General features: G+C 71.0%; 10 protein-coding genes. 2 read left to right on the plus strand and 8 right to left on the minus strand.

Annotated features, from left to right (window positions below; genetic code table 11):
- Positions 1-128: 128 nt before the first annotated feature.
- The 3 genes from ACIBK1_RS36130 to ACIBK1_RS36140 all read right to left on the minus strand — a co-directional run bounded on the left by ACIBK1_RS36130 (position 129) and on the right by ACIBK1_RS36140 (position 2,364).
- Entirely contained in the window at positions 129-875 is a 747-nt protein-coding gene (locus ACIBK1_RS36130; protein ID WP_156081074.1) for a hypothetical protein, read from the minus strand.
- A 130-nt stretch (positions 876-1,005) separates the two neighbouring features.
- On the minus strand, positions 1,006-1,764 hold the full coding sequence (locus ACIBK1_RS36135) for an SDR family NAD(P)-dependent oxidoreductase (protein ID WP_396740214.1): 759 nt from the start codon (positions 1,762-1,764) through the stop codon (positions 1,006-1,008).
- 39 nt (positions 1,765-1,803) lie between these two features.
- Entirely contained in the window at positions 1,804-2,364 is a 561-nt protein-coding gene (locus ACIBK1_RS36140; protein WP_030510240.1) for an NADPH-dependent FMN reductase, read from the minus strand.
- An 89-nt stretch (positions 2,365-2,453) separates the two neighbouring features.
- On the opposite strand from ACIBK1_RS36140, the gene ACIBK1_RS36145 reads away from it, so the two are divergent.
- On the plus strand, positions 2,454-2,921 hold the full coding sequence (locus ACIBK1_RS36145; RefSeq protein WP_030510239.1) for a MarR family winged helix-turn-helix transcriptional regulator: 468 nt from the start codon (positions 2,454-2,456) through the stop codon (positions 2,919-2,921).
- 9 nt (positions 2,922-2,930) lie between these two features.
- Here the strand turns inward: ACIBK1_RS36145 and ACIBK1_RS36150 are convergent, their stop codons facing one another.
- From ACIBK1_RS36150 to ACIBK1_RS36165, 4 genes are all read right to left on the minus strand, one after another.
- Positions 2,931-3,461: a hypothetical protein gene (locus ACIBK1_RS36150; RefSeq protein WP_030510238.1), complete on the minus strand. Its 531-nt coding sequence runs from the start codon at positions 3,459-3,461 to the stop codon at positions 2,931-2,933.
- 31 nt (positions 3,462-3,492) lie between these two features.
- On the minus strand, positions 3,493-9,927 hold the full coding sequence (locus tag ACIBK1_RS36155; RefSeq protein WP_396740137.1) for an RHS repeat-associated core domain-containing protein: 6,435 nt from the start codon (positions 9,925-9,927) through the stop codon (positions 3,493-3,495).
- 101 nt (positions 9,928-10,028) lie between these two features.
- On the minus strand, positions 10,029-13,754 hold the full coding sequence (locus ACIBK1_RS36160; RefSeq protein WP_396740139.1) for a LamG domain-containing protein: 3,726 nt from the start codon (positions 13,752-13,754) through the stop codon (positions 10,029-10,031).
- Positions 13,755-14,121: 367 nt separating this feature from the next.
- Entirely contained in the window at positions 14,122-16,767 is a 2,646-nt protein-coding gene (locus ACIBK1_RS36165; protein WP_396740141.1) for a helix-turn-helix transcriptional regulator, read from the minus strand.
- 42 nt (positions 16,768-16,809) lie between these two features.
- Here ACIBK1_RS36165 and ACIBK1_RS36170 point away from each other — a divergent pair, with 42 nt between their 5' ends.
- Positions 16,810-17,412, plus strand: coding sequence for a dihydrofolate reductase family protein (locus ACIBK1_RS36170; RefSeq protein WP_396740143.1), 603 nt, complete (start codon positions 16,810-16,812; stop codon positions 17,410-17,412).
- 110 nt (positions 17,413-17,522) lie between these two features.
- On the opposite strand, the gene ACIBK1_RS36175 is transcribed toward ACIBK1_RS36170, so the two are convergent.
- Complete coding sequence (locus ACIBK1_RS36175) at positions 17,523-18,614, minus strand: sensor histidine kinase (RefSeq protein ID WP_396740145.1); 1,092 nt, start codon at positions 18,612-18,614, stop codon at positions 17,523-17,525.

Consider the following 18,614-nt stretch of genomic DNA (forward strand, 5'->3'; position numbering starts at 1 on the left):
CGCGTGTGCATGCCCCGCCGGCGCCTCCGGCCCCGCGAGCCGGGCAGGACCGGCCACCCCGGCGGCGCTCGCCCCGGCCTTCTCCGCGGTCCCGGCCCCGTCCCGGCCGATGCCGCTACCAGCGCATATCAGCTCCGCTGGTAGGTGACCTTCGTGTCGGGAAGGGTGAGCCGGACCTTGGTCCCCCAGGACGAGAGACGCATGTCGGTGCGGGCGATCATCGCTCCCGTCGGGTAGTCCGGATCGGCGAAGGTTGTGTAGAGCCGGGTCGGCAGGCCCTTCCGGTCCGTCCACAACCGCCAGTGGACCTTCAGCGCGGCCTCTCGCCGGGTGGGCTTCATGTCAGGCTGCGCGCGCAGGGACGGCGAGGCCTTGTACAGCGTGCCCACGGTGATGGCGCCCTGATAAACCCCGCCGGTCCGCTTGGCCGTGGTGGCCAGCAGCGCCTTGTACGTAGCCGGCTCGAAAACCGGCAGGACCGAGGAGAACGGGTTGCGGTCACTGGCCGTGAACCGCTCCTTCCACCAGGTCTTCCCGTCCGGCAACATTTTCTGGATCGGCCTTCCCGACTGGTACGTGTACCCACCCGCGGCGAGCAACCGCAGCTGCCCCCCGAGCTGTTTGGTCTTGACGGTGAGGTCGTACGCGGTCAACCCCGCCCCGCCGAGCCGCACGGCACCACGAATATCGGACGTCTCGAAGAGTTCCTTCCGTATGTGAACCCGGTGCACCTCGCTCACCTTCACCCAACGCCTGGCCGCCACCTGCGCTGTGAACGCCGCCAGGGGATCGGCCGTCCGCGCCTCGGCCGGACCGGCCGGCCAGGAGACCAGGAACGCCGTAACCACACCCGCGGAAATCACCGAGCGCCTCATGCACCCACTCCCGAAGCCGGATTCCTCGGCTCGTCAGAGGCGCGAGGTCGTCGGCAGATTACCTGTTCTTGGTGAGGCGCCGCCCATACCCTGACGCCGGGCGGCCGGGCGTCAGGGGGGTCGAGCGGCGCTACCAGGCGGTCGCGCCGCCGTCGACCGCGTAGTTGGCGCCCGTGATGTAGGCCGCCCGGTCGGAGGCGAGGAAGGCCGCCAGCTCGACGATCTCCTCTGGCCGGCCGAAACGTTTGAGGAGCGTCTTGCGGGTTATCGCGTCCCTGGCCGCCTTGTTGTTGCCGAGGTCGCGGTCGCTGGCCGGGGTGAGGACCGGCCCGGGGCTGATCGCCACCGCGCGGATCCCGTGGCGCGCGCCTTCGAGCGCGAACTGCCGGGTCATGCCGATGACCCCGGCGTTCGCCGCGCTGTGCGCGACCATCGGCGGGACCTCACCGGCGATCATGCCGGCCATGGACGCGACGTTGATGATGACGCCGCCGCCCCGCCGGACCAGGTGCGGCCATGCGAACTTCGACACGAAGAAGGGATTGTCGAGTTCGCTGGCGATGGTCATCCGCCAGTCCTCCACCGAGAAGTCCGGCACCGGCCCGAAGCGCGGCCTGGCCGCGTTGTTGTAGACGACGTCGAGCCCGCCGTAGGCCGCCACGGCGTCCTCGACCAGCTGCCGCGCCTGCTCCGGATCGGTGAGGTCGACGGGCGCGATGCCCGTCATGTCACCGCCGGCGCGGCGGACGAGTTCCACCGTCTCGTTGTTGGCGTCGACCTGGATGTCGCACCCGACGACCTTCGCGCCCTCCCGCGCGAAGGTCAGCGATGCGACCCGGCCCTGACCTCCGGCGGTGCCGGTGATCAGCACCACCTTGCCGTCAAGCATTCCCACGGAGTTCCTCCTGATCCCCGAGTCGGCGCGAACTCAGCGGGCGCGCAGCGGCGCGAGCGCCGTGCTCCACGCCACGACCTGGTCCAACATCGCGGTGAGCGAGTCACGCTGGAATTCGTTGGGCGTGAACACGCTGAAGTCCTTGAAGTCGGTGAAGAGCGACAGCGCCACCTGAGCCCGCACGTCGGCCATCTGGAGCTCGCCGGCGATCAGGCGCAGGTGTTCCACCGCCCGGGTGCCGCCGACCGAGCCGTAGCTGACGAAGCCGACGGCCTTGTTGTTCCACTCGCCGTACAGGAAGTCGATGGCGTTCTTCAGTGCGCCCGACGTCGAGTGGTTGTATTCGGGCGTCACCATGACGAACCCGTCGAACGACGCGATCTTGTCGGCCCACGCCATGGTGTGCGGCTGGCTGTACTGGCCCAACGACGGCGGCAGCGCCTCATCGAGGTGCGGGAGCTTGTAGTCGAGCAGGTCCACAAGCTCGAACTCCGCGTCGGTCCGCTGCCCGGCGACCTGGTGCACCCAGCGGGCGACGGCCTCCCCGTTGCGTCCGGGGCGGGTGCTGCCGAGGATGATCCCGATTCTGGTCATGACGATCTCCACTTCCGCGAGAAATGATTGCTTCGCGAAGAAACCATATGAGGTACTTCGTTTGTGAAGCAAGCAAGTAGAATGTGGCCATGACCACATCGCAGCCGGTGCCGCCGGCGCAGCCGCTGACCTCCGAGGAGGAGGCGTTGATCCGCGCGCTGCCTCGCCTGATCTACGCGCTGCCCCGCGCTATCGACGCGGACATGGTGCGTGAACACCAGATGCCGCTCATCGAGTGGATCGCCCTGATGCGGCTGTCGGAGGCGCCGCAGCGGCGGATGAGGATGGGGGAGCTCGCGGTCGCCTGCGAGCTCTCCCTGAGCGGGATGACGCGCATCGTCTCCGTCCTGGAGCGGCAGGGCCTGGTCGACCGGGTCAGGTGCGACGACGACGCCCGCGGGTTCAACGCGGTCCTCACCGACGCCGGTCTCGCCCGCCTGGAACAGGCGTGGCCGAGCAACCTGGCCAGCGTGCGCCGGCACTTCCTCGACCACCTCGAGGGCGTCGATCTCGCCCGCCTCGCCCGTGCCATCCAGAACGTGGCGAGCAGCGCCTGACGTGACGGGTCACGGGCGGCAGCGGTCCGGGTCGGCGCGCAGGAAGGCGTCCCTGCTCGTCTTCACGGTCTCCTCGCCTCCCGCCCACGCCAGCACCTGCCCGCGGCCGAGACCCGCCAGGTCGGCCGTGGTGAACGGCACCCTGCTCCGCAGGCTCAGGTCGCCGGCGGTGCCGTTGACGGTGGCGATGTAGGGGACGCCCTCCTGCAGCGCGGTGAGGCTGTCGTCGGCGGACCGCCAGCCTTCGGGCGGCGGCTGGAAGAGCCGAATCTCGTTCACCGACCCGGTCCAGCCGCCGTTGTGCACGCTCCAGGTGACGAGCTCGCCGTCGTCGTCGGTGTCCTCAAGCACCGAGAAGTCGCTGGCGACGTAGCCGGGGCAGCCGCCGAGCAGCAGCCTGACCCCGCCGTCCTCGGCGCGCTCGACGGCGAGGACGCCCTTGGGCGCGGGCGCGGTGGAGTCGCACGCCGCGCCGAAGAAGGCCAGAGCGGCCAGCGCGACGGCGGTGCGCCCGCGCCCCGGCCTTCTTCCACGCGTCATCGTCTCCCTCTCCCTTCGGCTGCCTCCGAGCCTAGGTCCCCGGCAGGCGGTACTCGAGCGGCCGCCAGTTCGTGTAGCTGCCCCACCACAGGTTGGCCCCCACCTCGAAGGAATTGGTCGCCGCGGGACTTCCGGTCTCCCGCTGGGATTTGAAGGACTGGTAGCCGTACGCCGCGATGTAGGCGGTGGCGGTGCTGTAGCTCGCCCACTGCTCCGAGTGGACCGCCTCGTGCTTTTCGAGGTTGGGCCCATACTTGTCGGCCGTCTCCCGCCCGGCGACCCGCGCGATGTCGTCCCGGCGCTGCTTCTCGTCCCGCAGCCGGTTCTCGAAGTCCTTCTTCGAGTACGGGTAGAAGTGGACGTCCCCGACCGTCATCGGCTGGTCGCCTCCGGGGGAGCCGTTGTAGCAGACGTACTGCAGGGCGCGGCGCTCACAGGATCCGTCGCTGAACATCGTGTGGTAGCTCAGGGCCAGCTCGTTGGCGCCGTTCGTGTTGTTGCCCCAGTGGAACGGGTGGATGAGCAGGGCCTTGAACAGGTTGATCCCGTTCGAGTGGCAGAAGCATCCGCCGGGCGGCGCCTTCGGTGCCGGGCCCGGGGACGGGCTCGGCACCGGCCGGCTCTTCTTCTTCTTGTTCTTCCGATGCTCGGCGCCCTTGTTGGGGTCGACCTTGCCTGTCTTCGGGTCGTACCCGACGTCCGCCTGCGTCTCCTTGTCGCAGTACTTGAGGTCGTACTGGCAGGAGTTGGGCCGCGAGCCGACCTCCTCGCCCGTCGGGTCGCTGAACGTGACGGGGCTGTTGTTCCCGTACGAGTAGCCGTTGAGCGACTGGGCCTGGCCGGTAGACAGCACCGGGTCCACGCTCAGGAACCTGCCGGCGACCGGGTCGTACATGCGGGCTCCGACGTAGGTGAGCCCGGTGGCGGTGTCGGCGGGCTTGCCGAGGAACCCCTTGTCGTCGGGCCACGCGCCGCCGACCGTGTCCCCGCGCGGCGCGCCGAACGGGGTCGTGAAGCGCTTGCTGATCGCCTGACCGGCCGCGTCGACCGACAGCGAGGAGGTGCCGTGCTGGTCGCCGGCGAGGAAGGAGACCGCGTTCTTCCCGCCCTGAGTGGTGCGCACCGCGATCACCTGCGTGTCCGAGGCGTAGAAGCGGCTGGCCCAGTTCGTGACCGCGCTGCCGGTCTTCTTCGAGTGGATCTCGGTTGCGCCGAGGTAGAGCACGCTCTCCCCGTCGCCCACCGCCCGGCGGATCAGCAGCCCGCCGTCGGCGTCGTACAGGTAGGCGGTCTTCTGCGTGCCCTGGGTGAGGGTCGCGATGCGGCCCTGCGCGTCCCAGGTCAGCACCTGGCCGTTGCGCCCGGTCGTGTTGCCGGACTTGTCGTAGGAGTAGGTGGCAGACGCGCCCGTGCAGGAGCCCGTCACGATCGCGGTGAGGGCGTGCCGCTTGGCGGTGTCGCCGTAGCAGTACGTCGAGGTGGTGGCGGTGGAGCCGCTATAGCGCGTCTCCGTCGCCCGCAGGCCCGAGGCGTTGTAGGTGTAGGCCGTCCGGTACGGCGCGGCGCCGCCCAGCGTTTTGCCGGTGCAGTCGTCGGTGGCCGGCGTCCACGCCTCGGTCAGCCGCCGCTGCCCGTCATAGGCGAAGCACTGGATGTCGTTCTGTCCCGCGCCGTCCTGTGTGGGGGTGTCGGCGATCTCGGTGACGTTGCCCGCGTCGTCGTAGTGGTAGGCCAGATCCTGCGGCTTCACCGGCGTGGACTGGGTGGTGACGAAGGACCGCTTCAGCCGGTCGGTCCCCTCCTCGTAGGTGTTGTTGAGGAAGGTCTTCTTGGCCTCCGTGGCCCCCGACAGGCCGAGGGTGAACTGCAGGGGCTGGCCGAGCGCGTTGTAGTCGGCCTTCTGCAGGTAGTCGGTGGTGCCGGTCAGCCCGGTCACCTGCCCGGTCGGCGTGTAGGTGAGGCTGATCCTCTCCTCGGCCAGAGCCCCGGCCGCGGGCTCGGTGGAGCTCTTCAGCGTGCCGTCGAGGTTGTAGTCGCTGCCGAAGGTGTAGCTGGTCTTCGCCGCTCCGGACAGGACCATCGGGTCGTTCGGGTCGATGTCGATCTCGGTGCTGGTGGCGCGATACTGGCCGTCGTACGCCAGGACCTTCTTCGTGTACGCCTTGCCAGAGACGCCGCCGTCGTAACTGGTGGACGAGGTGAGCTGGCCCTTGGCCACGGTGTCGTACGTCCAGGCGGCCAGCTTGTTCGCGTCGGTGCGCGACCCCGACCAGAGCCCGGTCTTGCGGCCGAGCTCGTCGTAGCCGTACAGCAGGACCGTGCCGTTCGCGCCGGTGACGGTGTCGGTCTGGTCGAGCGCGGTGTAGCGGACGGTGCTCGCGCCCTTGTCGGGGTCGCCGATGCCGGTCTGCCTGGCGAACAGGTCGTAGGCGTAGGACCACTTCGCGCCGTCGGGAGCGGTGACGGTCAGTTCCTTGTCGTCGGCGCGGTAGGTGAAGGACGTGGAGGTGTACCCGCTGGAGGTCAGCGCGCCGTACTGGGTGTCGGCGGGGGAGGGTGAGTTGTACTCGCGCCGTTCGACCGTGCGGTCGAGCGCGTCGGTGATGGTCCGGGTCGCCGTGCCGCCGGTCGGCGCGCTGACGGCGGTGGAGTCACCGGTGTAGGCGGTGGTGGTCGTCCACTTCTCCACCCCGTACGACAGGAACGTGCTGCGGATCTGCCGGCCGGCGCCGTCGAAGACGAGGTTCGCCTGCTTGGGCGCCTCGCCGTACTCCTCCCGGGTGTAGGTGGCGTTCGGCGTCTGCTTGGAGTCGAAGATGTCGCCGTAGGTCTCGTAGGCGAGGCCGCGCGAGTCGTAACGGGTGTCGGTCAGCAGCCGCCCGCCGTTCGGGGTCGGCTTCTGCGTCTGCATGGGCCGCAGCAGCGAGTCGAAGATCTCGTACGACCAGCTGGCCGTGGTGGACGACTTGACGGTCGAGGTGCCGATCGCGGGCGCCTTGCCCCGCTCGTACACGTAGGAGTAGGCGTAGGTGGGGGTCTGCCCGCCGTCCTTGCTGCGGTCGGGCAGCCACACGCCGGTCAGCCTGCCGAGGGCGTCGTAGGTCTGCTCGGTCTTGCCGTTGTTCGGATCGTAGGTGCGCACCGGAAGGCCGCGCGTCCCGTCGAGGAACGTCGTCGCCTTCTGCTGCTTGGCGTTGGTCTCCACCGTCTTCGTGAGCACCCCGGCGCCGGTCGGCGTGTACGCCGTGGTGGTGGGGTTGCCGCCCGCGTCGGTCACGGTCAGCGGCCGGCCCAGCGTGTCGTAGGTGGTCGACCCGGTGCGCTGCCAGCCGGTCGGCGGGCGGTCGTCGCCGGTGACGGCCGACGGATAGCCGGTGGCCCGTCCCACCCACGTGGCGTCGCCCTTCACCGGCTTCTGGCTCGCCGACCACCCGGTCGCGGCGGTGTTGTCGTACACGGTGGCCGTGTCGGACAGCACGTCGCCAGGGGTGGCGGAGTCGGCGGGCAGCGACAGGTCGGCCTCCTTCACCGAGCAGGCGCGGCCGACCACGCGGGTGCGGGAGACCAGCGAGTGCAGGCCCTTGGCGTCGTCGCGGGCGTACCAGGTGCGGGTGCAGGTCTCGTCGCCGCTCTTCGCGGTGTCGCCCGTGCTGTCCTGACTGACCGCCATGCCGTACGAGTCGTACGTCGTGGAGGTGGTGACGGTGCGCCAGGTCTTGGGGACGGTCAGGTAGGTGTGCTCCGACGTCTTGCCCATGCGCACGTAGTAGGCCTCGGTGTCGGCGTACGACTTGTGCTGGGTGGCGGTCTTCGCCGACCAGGGGTCGTTGACGGTCACGTCGACCGGGTTCGACCCGTCGTAGGTGACCTCCTCGCGGGTGAAGCCGGCGTACTGCTCGGAGTCGGTGAGGTCGGGCACGTCGAGACCGGCGACGTCGAGGCCCGGCACGGTTGCGGCGCGCCGCTTGTCGGGGTCGACCGTCCTCGGGCTGGTGGACTTGAGCAGCCGGTCGCCGTTCATGCCCTGCAGGTAGACCGACACCGTCTTGGTGCGGGTGCCGTCGGCGTCGCCGACGTACGTCGTGACCTTCTGATAGCCCCGCCACAGCGACCAGGTGCGCTCGTCGGAGGGGGTGAACGGGCTGTCGTTGTAGCGCCAGCCGGGCGAGGAGTACTCGTAGGCGTACTCGACGAGCGGGTTGTACCCCGCCGGGTCGGCGATGTTCACCGCGAGCACGCGGTATTTGTTGAACCAGTCGATCGAGGCGTCGGTGGCGCCGTTGATGTGCCAGAACTGCGGATAGCAGGACAGCGCGTTGTCGTCCTCGCCCTTCGGCATGGTCGAGCCGCGCACGCATTCGGGCTCGTTGTAGCTGACCGTGGTGATCGCGCCGGTCTCCGAGGTGACCGTCTCGATGCGCGGCCTGGTCAAAGGCAGGATGTTGCCGCCGCCCGGCTGGGTGCCGCCGGCGACGCGGTTGGGCCGCATGGCGTAGGTGAACGAGACGGGGTCGAGCGTCATCGGCGTGTCGGCGGCGGAGCCCGTCCGCACGATCGACATCAGCGACAGCGTCTGGTCGGCGGAGCTGCCGATGTCGCCGCCGTCCAGGTACTTCTGCGTGAACGCCCAGGAGTCGACCGGCTTGTACGCGGTGCCGGACAGGACGCTCGTCTCGATTTTCACCAGGCGCTTGCGGCTGAAGAAGGCCGGGCTCTCGGCGTGGCAGTCGTCCTTGTCGGCGTCCTTCTTGCAGATGGCGTCGAAGGGGACGTCGGGCCAGTTCTCCGCCGTGTCCTTGGTGAGGCTGCCGCAGTCGGAAGCCGTGCAGCGCTCGGCGTAGGAGAAGGCGACCTTGTAGGGCGCGTCCACGGTGAACAGCGTGTCGGACCGCTGCCCGTAGAGGATCTTGTCGAGGTAGCCGCCGCGGACGTAGGAGGTGGTCGCGGTCGCCGACTTGTTCTTCCGGTAGTAGTTGGTCTCCGCCGTGTACCAGTACGTCATGGCGTTGCCGTGGGTGTCCTCGGCGTAGTCGAGGTTCCACCGCCACGCCTGGGTGACGGAGCGGTCGGCGAAGGCGTCGCCCTTGCTGTAACCGGGCTCACCGGAGTCGTCGCCGTAGACGGGGACCGTGAACACCGAGTTGGTTCGCTGGCTGCCCGCGCCGCTCAGCTTGTTCAGGCCGAAGACGTACTTGGTGCCGTCGCCGGTGACGACGGTCCAGTACTCGCCGTCGTCGTCGCCGTTGTCGGCGCCCGTGGAGTGGGTGACCGTGGAGGCGTCGTCGTTCTTCAGCCGCCACTTGCCGCTGGTGTCGTCCTTGACCAGCTCGGTGGACTTGCCGTTGAGGACGAGCGAGGCGTTGTCGTACTTCCAGCACAGGTCGTACTGCTTGTCGTGGCCGTCCTCGTCGCAGTTGCCGAACTGGCGGTCGATGTAGGAGGTGGCGGCGGTGTCGAAGCCCTCGCCGATCGAGGTGCCCTGGTTGTTGGTGGTGGAGGTGCGCCCGTCCACGCTGCCCGAGTCGTACGACAGGTCGAGCGCGGGCGCCGGTCCCGCCGCCGGCTCCACCGGGGCGATCGGGTAGGACCAGGTGAAGGAGCCGGAGTTCCCGCCCGCCTGCCACGTGGACGACGCGGCGAGCGGGGTGGCGGCGTAGTTGCCGCTGCCGTCGGCCGCCTCGCCTCCCTCACCGGGGGTGTCTGCGGTCAGGGCCAGCACGGCCGGCGCGGCGTCGAACGTGACCGGCGCCGAGAGCGTCTGCGCTGCGGCCGAGTTGCCGGTGTCCAGCGGGGTCCGCGTGCGGCACTCCTCCCGTTCGGGGGTGGTCGCGGCGCAGGCGGGCAGCCGGACCAGGCGCAGCCGGCCGCTCCACCCGCCGCCGTACGCGGAGGCGAAGGCGGCGTAGCCGACGCTGAGCGTCGCGGTGCCGGGGGCCTGCGCCGACGCGGTCAGCAGCACGCCGTCCACGCCGGCCGCCTCGGCGGCGGCGCGGTCGAGCACCCGCACGCGGGCCGTCCGCGAACCGGCGGCCTGCGCGCGCAGGGAGTCCGCGGTGCCGGGCGTGCCGGGAGCCGTGGTCTGGGCGTCGGCCGGCGCCGCACTGTCAGAGGCGGCGCTGTCCAGGCTCACCGGGAGCCCGCCCACGCTGACGCTCCGCGCGCCGCCGATCGGCACGTCGGCCTCGGCGGCGCTCGGCCACCGGGCGGCCTCGCGCTCCTTGGCGGCCCGGTCGGCGGCGGCGTCGTTGCGTGCCCTGGACGCGGCGACCCGCTCCCTGGCCTCCTTCGCCCCGCTCGCGTCCATGGCCCTGACCTTGCTGGACCGTTGCTTCTGCACGGGAGGGGCGCCGGGCGGGCCCTGTTCCGCGGAGACAGCGGCGGCCGAGGCCGCCGTCACCCCGACGGGTAACGAGATCACCACCGCCAGCGCGGCCACCAGGGCAGCACGTATTCCGGGCCGTCGCATGACCCAACCTCCTCGAGAGGAAACGAGAGAACCCGCGGACCAGCCGGGGGAAGATGCGGGGGAGCCGCGGGGACCGGCGGCTCGCCGGTCCCCGGACTCCGTCAGTCGCCGATGACGGCGTCCATCTGGTCGGAATCGGCCATGGCGCCCGCCCACAGCCGCAGATCGGTGATCCTCGCGGGGAGGAAGTGACCCCAGGAGGTCACGCTGAACCCCTTGCCGGCCGCGAAGTCGCCCGACCCGGGCACGGCGGTGTAGGCCATGTCGAGGTCGTTCTGCTCGTGGCCCACGTAGAGCCGCACCACGCGCCCGTTCGCCGCCAGGGCGTCGTACACGCCGGTCAGGCGGACCGGGCTGTCCAGGCTGGCAGGCGTGTCGGAGCTCACCCAGGTCTTCGTGCCGTCCGTGCCGATCCGGCCGAAGCGCCAGAAGCCGACCGGGACGCTGACCTCGTTGCCGTCGTCGTCGAGCTGCGTCTCCTTGCCGGTCAGCTCGAACCACAGGCCCCACGACGACCCGTCGGCGGTGCGCTGCCCGGCCACCTGGCCGACGGTCCCGATCGGCTTCTCCAGGATCTTGTCCCGGTCGAGCTCGACCTTCGCGGTGACCGTGAACGAGCCCAGGTCGTCCACGACCGGGCCCGCGGTGGTGGCGGCGTCGTCCACGCCGTCGAGCACCAGGCCCTCGCCGTCCAGCGACGCGCCGCCGGCCAGCGCCAGCGCCCGGCCGTACCCCGACAGCGAGTCGGGCACCTGCGTCCCCGCGACGCCCGCAGGGTCCCAGTCGGCCACCAGCTCCACGTCGTTGCGGCCGGACGCCGGCGACTCCGACCGCGCCTCCGTCGCGACCTCCTCAGGGGTCAGGACCCGCTGCCAGGCGGCGACCTCGTCGATCGAGCCGGGGAAGTAGAACTGGAAGACGTTGGCCCACTTGTAGCGGCCGATCTCGAACGGCCCGGTGGCCGACCACAGGCCGGAGACGGTCGCGGTGCCCTGCGGCACGCCGTTGACGTAGAAGCTCAGCTTCTGCGTCGCCGGGTCGTAGGTGCCGGCCAGGTGGGTCCAGACGTTCGCCCTGGACGTGCCGTTCTTGCCGCAGACCCCGAAGTAGGCCTTGCCCGTCGCCTCGTCCTTCTCCTTCACACCGAAGCAGAAGGCGCCGTAGTCCTTCTCGTGCCAGAGCAGGAAGGGGCTGTAGCCGCCCGAGCCGTCCTGCGACAGCACGATGCCGTCGTCGCTCACCTTGTCCAGCCGCACCCAGGCGGAGACCGTGTAGGCCGACCGGGTCTCCAGGACGGGCCCGGACGTCGCGGCGTACGCCGTCGTGCCGTTCAGGCCCAACCCCTGGTCGACCTTCGGGGTGTCCAGTGCAGTGCCGGCGTCGTCGTACCAGACCTCGCCGCGGCGTCCCCGGGCGTCCCGTACGGCGCCGCCGGAGAGCGTGGCGTCGTGATGCCCGCTGCCCCGGTCGACGGCGACGCCGGAGCCCTCGTCGAAGTGCCACCTGCCGACCGGGCCCGCGCCCGCGGCGACCAGGAAGTCGACGACCGTGGTCGCGCCGTATCTGCCGACGTTGTCCTTGGCCCGCACGTACAGGCTGTACGTCCCGGCGGCCGACGGGGTGATCACGGTCTTGGCCGTGGCCCCCGCGATGTCGGACGACCAGCTCGAGCTGCTGGACGCGCGGTACTGGTACGCGACGTTGTTGGCGTCGCCGGACGCGGGGCCGAAGGTGACGGTGGTGCTCTGCCCGGGCCCGCCGGCCGGCGCGCAGCTCGTGGTGGTGCAGGCGGTGTACGGCGCGCCGAGGGTGACCACGGGCGCCTTGGGCGCGGTCGGGTCGACCTTGAAGTAGCACCAGCCCGCGCTCAGGTAGCTGCTGGTCCCGGCCAGCCACTTGGTGTAGTTGCTGTAGTAGGACCGCGTCCACGAGTCGTAGCGGTAGAGCACGCCCTCCGACAGCGTCGGGGCGTCGGCGGTCACCTTGACGTTGTCGCCGACATGCCCGCTCGTCGGTCGCTCGATGGTGGCGAAGGCCTGCGTCCAGGTGCCGTCGGCGTTCTTCTTCTGCACGTAGAACGCGCCCCGCAGCATCGCGCCGGACTCGCCGCCCGCGAGGGTCTGCGGCGTGTTCGCCATGGTGGGGGTGGGGTCGGAGACGACCGCGGGCGCCGACTCCTTGGTCTCACAGACGGTGCCCGAGCCGGTGACGAGGCCGACCCCGGTCGGCACCCCCGGCATGCCGACGTAGTCGACGACGAGCACGGCGTCGTTCCTGAAGCGCTTCCAGGCGGAGGTGTCGCCCTCGTCATGCGCCCGCAGCTCCAGCGTTAGCTTGGAGAACTTGCCCGCCGCGAAGTCCTTCACGGTCGGGGTCAGGTTCTCGTTGGTCTCCTCCGCGTTGTCCTTGAACTCGATGGGCGCGGCCGGCTGGTCGGGGTCGCAGGCCGAGCCGCGGCCCGCCGACACGTTCCGGTCCACCATCAGGTCGAGTTCCTTGGGCCGGCCCGACCAGGTGGTGGACGAGGTGAAGTTGTTGGTCCGCTCGAGGTCCACCCAGCGGGGGCTGCACTGGAACGCCCAGGGCTCGGTGACGCGGAACGCCGCGCTCAGCACCTGCTTGCCCTTGAGGCTCGCGGGGGAGAACTGGAAGTACAGCCGCTGGGTGTAGCCGGGCCCGCAGTAGTAGCCGTTCCAGGTGCCGCAGTGGCCGACGCCCTCGCCCTGGTTGTTGCTGCCGTTGCCCCAGTTGTACGACTTGTAGCCGTCCGAGCGCAGCAGCGTCCGGTCGGTCTCCCCCCAGGTCACGGTGGGGTCGATGTAGACGGGATAGGCCGACTCGTCCTTCTGGCGCAGCAGGCCGGCGTCGGGCACGAGGGTGAGCGTGTCCTTGCCGACCTCGATCGGCAGCTCGGCGTGCCCCGCCCCGGGAGCGGGACCGTCGGCGGCCTGGCCCTCGGCCGGAGAACCTTCCGAGGGGGGTGACGCAGGCTCCGGCGAGCCGTCCGCGGGCGCGCCCTGGGGAGCGCCGCCCTTCGCTGCCGGGGTGGAGGCGGCCGACGGGGCCGGGGAGGACGTGGCAGGGGAGGACGGCGCGGCGGAGGCGCCGGCCGTTCCGGTTTGCCCTGTTCCGGTTTGCCCTGCCGCGGGGTCCCCGGTGGAGTCCCACATCGCGGCGGGGGGCGAGGTGAAGACCTCGGTGGCGTTGCCGTCGGTCGCGGACATGCCGCCGTCCGCGGTCTGCTCCACCTTGAGCCCGGACGACTTCACGGCGTACCGGATCTTCGCGAGCGCGGGGTTGTCCGCGGCCTGCGGAGTCTTGACGATCAGAACCTGCCGGAAGCCCTCGGTCGTCGCGGTCATCCTGAGGTCGACGTCCGGCAGCACGTCCGGGTAGGTGGCGTTCGGGCCGTCCAGCACCGGCTCCGGCAGGGTTCCCGGCCAGCCCAGCGCGAGGGTCCGGCCGTCGCGGTTCATGGTGACGAGGTTCCCGCCGTCGCCGCCTCCGGAGAAGGAGACGCCCACGGCGGCCGCGACCGGCCCCACGCTTCCGTCGGCGCGCCGCTCCAGCGTCGCGTCGGGTGACACCCACGCCCCGTCCGCTCCCTTGACCCGGACGGGGGCGGTGGACTGCTCAAGCCGGAACGACTCGCCGTCCGGATTGGCATATGTGGTGGTGAACTCGGTCCGAGCGTCGGTCACCTCGACCGGTTCCCGGATCTCGGCCGCGCGCTTCAGTGCCTGCTGCCAGCCGTCCAGCAGGCCCGTGTCGGATCCCGTCCGACCTTCCTGTGCCGCCATCGCGGCCGGGGGTGCCCCGGTTCCCACCAGTACACCCGCCACGACCACGGCAGTGAGCGCACGCCAACTCCGCAGTCCGGGAAGCCTAAACATGGGTTATCTCCCGTACGAAATCCGCAAGATCGCCCACATTAAACGTTTACCGTAACCCCCTGTCAATGAAATCTTTTCGCCCATTGAGGAGTTAAGTCATGTTCTCCACATAAAGGGAAAATAAGTGATATGAGGTCGGTAAGTCAGACAAGGTGACACTGCGAAGCACGCGATGTGCGTCGGTGTGCCAGACCTCCGCGATGGATGTCGTGCTATGGAGAGCAGGCACTCACGATGAGTGACGGGGGAGCGGCGACCCGGCCGGCCCGCGTGTCCGCGTCGCGGGCCGCCGACGGGTGTCTCAGTGGTCGTGCTCGCGGCGCAGCGCCGCCAGCTCGGTGCGGTTGGCCACGCCGAGCTTCGCGTACACGTGCGCGAGATGCGTCTTGACCGTGCTGCGGCTCATGAACAGCCGGTCACCGATTTCGGGGTTGGACAGGCCCGCCACGGCCAGCCGTACGACCTCCTGCTCCGCGGGGGTGAGGCTGGCCCAGCCGGAGGCGGGACGGCGGCGTCCGCCGTGCGCGCGGCGGGTGAAGGCGATGGCCTCCTCCAGCTCCATCCGGCGGCCCTCCGGATCGGACGGGACGCTCGGCCGATGCGGCCGGGGGTAGCCGAGCTCCTCCCTGGCCCGATCGCACGCGCCCATGATCCGGGCGCCGGTGGTGGCGTCGGCCAGCGCTGCCAGGGCCTCGAGACTGTCCACGCAGGCCAGGCGGAGGCCGTTGGCGGCGCGCAGGCGCAGTGCCTCCAGATGCAGAGCGACGGCGCGCGCCTCGTCGAGGAACGCCTGCTGTTCCAGAGCTTCGGCGATCAGGCGCGGCATCCCCAGAGCCTCGGCGGCATCGAGGCCGGCCGCGCAGGCGCGGGCCGCGCCCTCCGGGTCGCCGGCCTGCCGCAGCGCCGCCGCCAGGGCGATGCGGGTCTCCGGGGTCAGCAGCTCGTCCGGCTGCTCGCCGCCGCGCCAGGCCGTCTCGCTCCTGAACCATTCGGCCGCCCGCACCGGTTCGCGCCTGCTCAGGCAGAGCCGCCCGATCGTCAACGCGAGCCTCGGCACGAAGGGAGCCGAGGGCGCCTGGTCCACCAGCCGGATGACCGGGTCGAGGGCGAGCTCGGCGGCCTTGTCGTCGCCTTGCAGATGGCACACACCGGCGAGGACGGCGCGCGCCGTGCCGGCACGGTGGTAGTCGGCGAGAGGGGCGGCGACCTCGACCGCCTGCTCCGCCAGCGCTCTGGCCCGGTGCAGCTCGCCGAGACAGGCGTTGCCGAGGGCCATCAGGCCGAGCGCCAGCGCCGCCACGCCGCGGTCGCCCCGCCGCAGCAGGCCGCGGACCGGCGTCTCCAGCTCCGCCAGCGCCTGGCGATGCTCCTCCCTCATGTGGTGGACCAGGCCGACCAGGACCTGCGCGGCGTCGGCGACGAAGGCGTCGCCGGCCGCGACGGCCTCCTCGCGGACGGCGGCGGCCCGCACCCGCGCCTCGTCAGGAGAGGTGAGCAGCATGCCGATGGCGCTGAGCGACCCTGCCAGGCAAGCGGTGCGCAGATCGCCGTGGTCGAGCGCCATGGCACGGGCGGAGTCGGCCGCGTCGAACTCCAGCCCGGCCGGGTGCGTGGTGTCGGCGACGAGCGCGAGACCGGTGAGGACCCGGGCCTGCAGCGCGCTGTGCTCGTCGGCGCCCCGCTCGGCCGCCAGCCGGAGCAGTCCCAGGCCCTCCCCGAGCCGGCCTTCCAGGTGCCACAGCCAGGCCAGCCCGGCCGCCAGGCGGCGAGCCTGGTCCGGGCGGTCGCCGGACAGACCCCATTCGAGCGCCGCGCGCAGGTTGGGATACTCCTCGCGCATCGTGGCCCGCCAGGTGTCCTTGTCGCTGTCCAGCAGCGGGGCGGCCTCCCGGACCAGGGCCAGGAAGACGGCCAGGTGGCGGTCGCGTGTGGCGGCCAGCTCACCCGCCTCGGCGAGCCGCTCCCACGCGTACCGCCTGACGGAGGACAGCATCCGGTAGCGGGTGACGCCCATGCGGGTCTCGGCCAGCAGCAGCGACTTGTCGATCAGCCGGCGCAGGCCCGTGAGCAACTCCACACGGCCATGGCCTTCCAGCACGCCCTCGGCGACGGCGAGGGTGAAGCCCGGCTCGAACACGCCCAGCCGGCGGAACAGCACCTGGTCGCGCTCCTGAAGCAGGTCGTGGCTCCAGGCCATGGACGCCGCCAGCGTACGGTGCCGCGGCGGAGCCCCCTGGTGGCCGGCGACCAGGATCGAGAACCGGTCGTCCAGCTCGGCGCCGATCTCCTGAGGCGTCAGCGTGCCGGTCCAGGCGGCGGCCAGCTCCAGCGCGAGAGGGATGCCGTCGAGCCGGGCACAGATGTCGCGCACCGCGGTCAGCGCCTCCTCGGTGCGCGGCACGTCGTGGCCCCGGTCGAGGAAGAGGGCGACCGCGTCGTTCGCGTCCAGGGGCGGGACCCGCCAGACCATTTCGCCGGGCAGGCCGAGCGGTTCCCGGCTGGTCGCCAGGACGGTGACGTGCGGGCAGTGGCGCAGCAGGCCCGCGACCACGCCGGCGACGCCGTCCAGCAGGTGCTCGCAGTTGTCCAGCACCAGGAGCAGCTCGCGCTCGCGCAGCTGCCTGGACAGGGCGGCGGTCTCGTCCGAGTCGCCGGCCAGGAGCACCCGCAGGACCGTCGCGACGAGGCGCGGCACCGCCGCCGGGTCGGTCTCCTGCGCGAGATCCACCCACCACACGCCGTCGCGCGGCGGACGCGCCGGCCGCACGGCGAGCCGGGCCGCCAGCCGGGTCTTGCCGCAGCCTCCCGCGCCGGTCAGGGTGACCAGCCGGGCCTCGCCCAGGGCCTGCCCGATCATGTGCAACTCGGCCCGGCGGCCGACGAACGAGGTCAGCTCCGGCGGCGGGGCGCCGTTGTCGGCCAGGCCCGCATCTGGCATATCGGCCATCTGGCCGATGTTAGCCACTGCCGCCCCGGCAAGACTCGCCTCATGACAACGAACCGCACCGTTATCGGCAACATCACCCTCTCCCTCGACGGCCGGATCCACGGCCCCGGCGGCGAGTACGACATGGGCTGGATCGTCCCCCACGCCGTCAGCGACGGCGCCCGCGACCACATGGTGAAGGTCACCTCCGGGGCCACCACCGCCCTGCTAGGCCGCAAGAACTACCAGGGCTTCGGTGGCTTCTGGCCCGCGGTGGCCGAGGACGAGTCGGCCGACCCCCGTGACCGGGCCTTCGCCCAGTGGCTGAACACCGTGGAGAAGGTCGTCTTCTCCACCACGCTCACCGAGATCGCGTGGCAGAACTCCCGCATCGTCGCCGCCGGTCCCGCCGAGGTCGTGAAGGAGCTGCGGCAGCAGGACGGCGGCGACATCATCGTGCTGGCCAGCACCAGCGTCATCCAGGCCCTGCTGCGGGCCGGAGAGCTCGACCGGCTGAGCATCACGCTCGCGCCCGAGCTGGTCGGCGACGGGCCCCGCCTGTTCGCCGACGGCCTTCCCGCCACCGGCTGGCGGCCCGTCTCGGTCGCGCAGGCCGCGAGCGGGGCGCTGTGCCTGCTGTACGACAAGGTCCGCGACGGCGACTGAGCCGGTCGGTTCGCCGGATGACCACCGGGCGTGGCTCGAGCGACCGTTTGATGCCCTGCGCAGCGCGTCGTCCCCGGCGGTGAGGGGCAGGAGGCGCCGGCCGGGTGGAATCAGCCGAACAGTATTGTCACGTCCAAGCCGCCCCCGGGGCGGGGGTGGGCCGTCAGCTGCGCGCCATGTGCTTCGGCGACGGCCTGCACGATGACCAGGCCCAGTCCGTGGCCGTCGGCGTTGTGGGTTCGCTGGGTACCGAGTCGCTGGAACGGTTGGAAAAGCCGTCGTAGGTCCTGCGATCGGATCGTCGGGCCGGTGTTGCCGACCCATAGGCGGGCGCAACCATTCGTGAGTTCGGTGGCGATGGTGACGTGTCCGTCGGGAACGTTGTGGTGGAGTGCGTTGTCGACCAGGTTGCCGATCATGCTGGCGAGCAGGTCGGGGTCACCGCTGATCGGTACTGGGTCCAGCGATGCCTGGACCGTGATGGTTCGCCGGACAGCCTCCGCACGGCGCGACAGCAGCAGCCCCTTGGTGACATCAGCCAAGTCGACCACTTCCCAGTGCTCGATGCCCTTCTGTCCTTCCGCCAGCGTGAGCAGGGCGTCGATCAACCGTTCCTGCCGTTCGCCGAGACCGAGTGCTTCCTCGCACGCGGCTCGCAGGCTGGCCTCGCTCGCGTCGGGGTCGGCGAGCGCGACCTGGAGTACGGTGCGCTGCCCGGCCAGCGGGGTGCGCAGCTCATGCGAGGCGTTGGCCACGAAGTGGCGCTGCGCCGCGAACGAGGAGTCCAACCGCTCGAACAGGTCGTCGAGGGTGCGCCCCAGCTTGGTCAGCTCGTCGTCCGGGCCGCGCAGGCCGAGCCGCCGGTTGAGGTTGGTGGCTGAAATCTCCTGGGCGGTCACGGTCATGGCGCGCAGCGGGCGGAGGAAGCGCCCGGCCAGCCACCACGCGATCGGCACGGTGAGGACCACGACGGTGATCGCGGTGATCGCGAGCGCGGCATCGACCTGCTGGGTGGCCGTGCCGGGCGGAGGGACGGCGTCCCCGGCCCGGACGCGGATCCGGTCTCTCCCGAAGAGGAAGCCGGCGAGCAGCACCATCGGGACGACGACGGCCAGAACCAGGCCGGCGTAAAGCGTCGTGAGCTGCGCGCGCAGGGACGGCCGGCGCAGGTGGTGCCGGGCGCGGCCGGCACGGCCGGTCAC

Source organism: Microbispora rosea, assembly GCF_044460045.1.
Classification (GTDB): domain Bacteria; phylum Actinomycetota; class Actinomycetes; order Streptosporangiales; family Streptosporangiaceae; genus Microbispora; species Microbispora rosea.

What these genes read in the sequence shown, in the direction of transcription:
- ACIBK1_RS36130 (WP_156081074.1), bottom strand. Translation starts at nt 875, where the DNA reads ATGAGGCGCTCGGTGATTTCCGCGGGTGTGGTTACGGCGTTCCTGGTC.
- ACIBK1_RS36135 (WP_396740214.1), bottom strand. Translation starts at nt 1,764, where the DNA reads ATGCTTGACGGCAAGGTGGTGCTGATCACCGGCACCGCCGGAGGTCAG.
- ACIBK1_RS36140 (WP_030510240.1), bottom strand. Translation starts at nt 2,364, where the DNA reads ATGACCAGAATCGGGATCATCCTCGGCAGCACCCGCCCCGGACGCAAC.
- ACIBK1_RS36145 (WP_030510239.1), top strand. Translation starts at nt 2,454, where the DNA reads ATGACCACATCGCAGCCGGTGCCGCCGGCGCAGCCGCTGACCTCCGAG.
- ACIBK1_RS36150 (WP_030510238.1), bottom strand. Translation starts at nt 3,461, where the DNA reads ATGACGCGTGGAAGAAGGCCGGGGCGCGGGCGCACCGCCGTCGCGCTG.
- ACIBK1_RS36155 (WP_396740137.1), bottom strand. Translation starts at nt 9,927, where the DNA reads ATGCGACGGCCCGGAATACGTGCTGCCCTGGTGGCCGCGCTGGCGGTG.
- ACIBK1_RS36165 (WP_396740141.1), bottom strand. Translation starts at nt 16,767, where the DNA reads ATGGCCGATATGCCAGATGCGGGCCTGGCCGACAACGGCGCCCCGCCG.
- ACIBK1_RS36170 (WP_396740143.1), top strand. Translation starts at nt 16,810, where the DNA reads ATGACAACGAACCGCACCGTTATCGGCAACATCACCCTCTCCCTCGAC.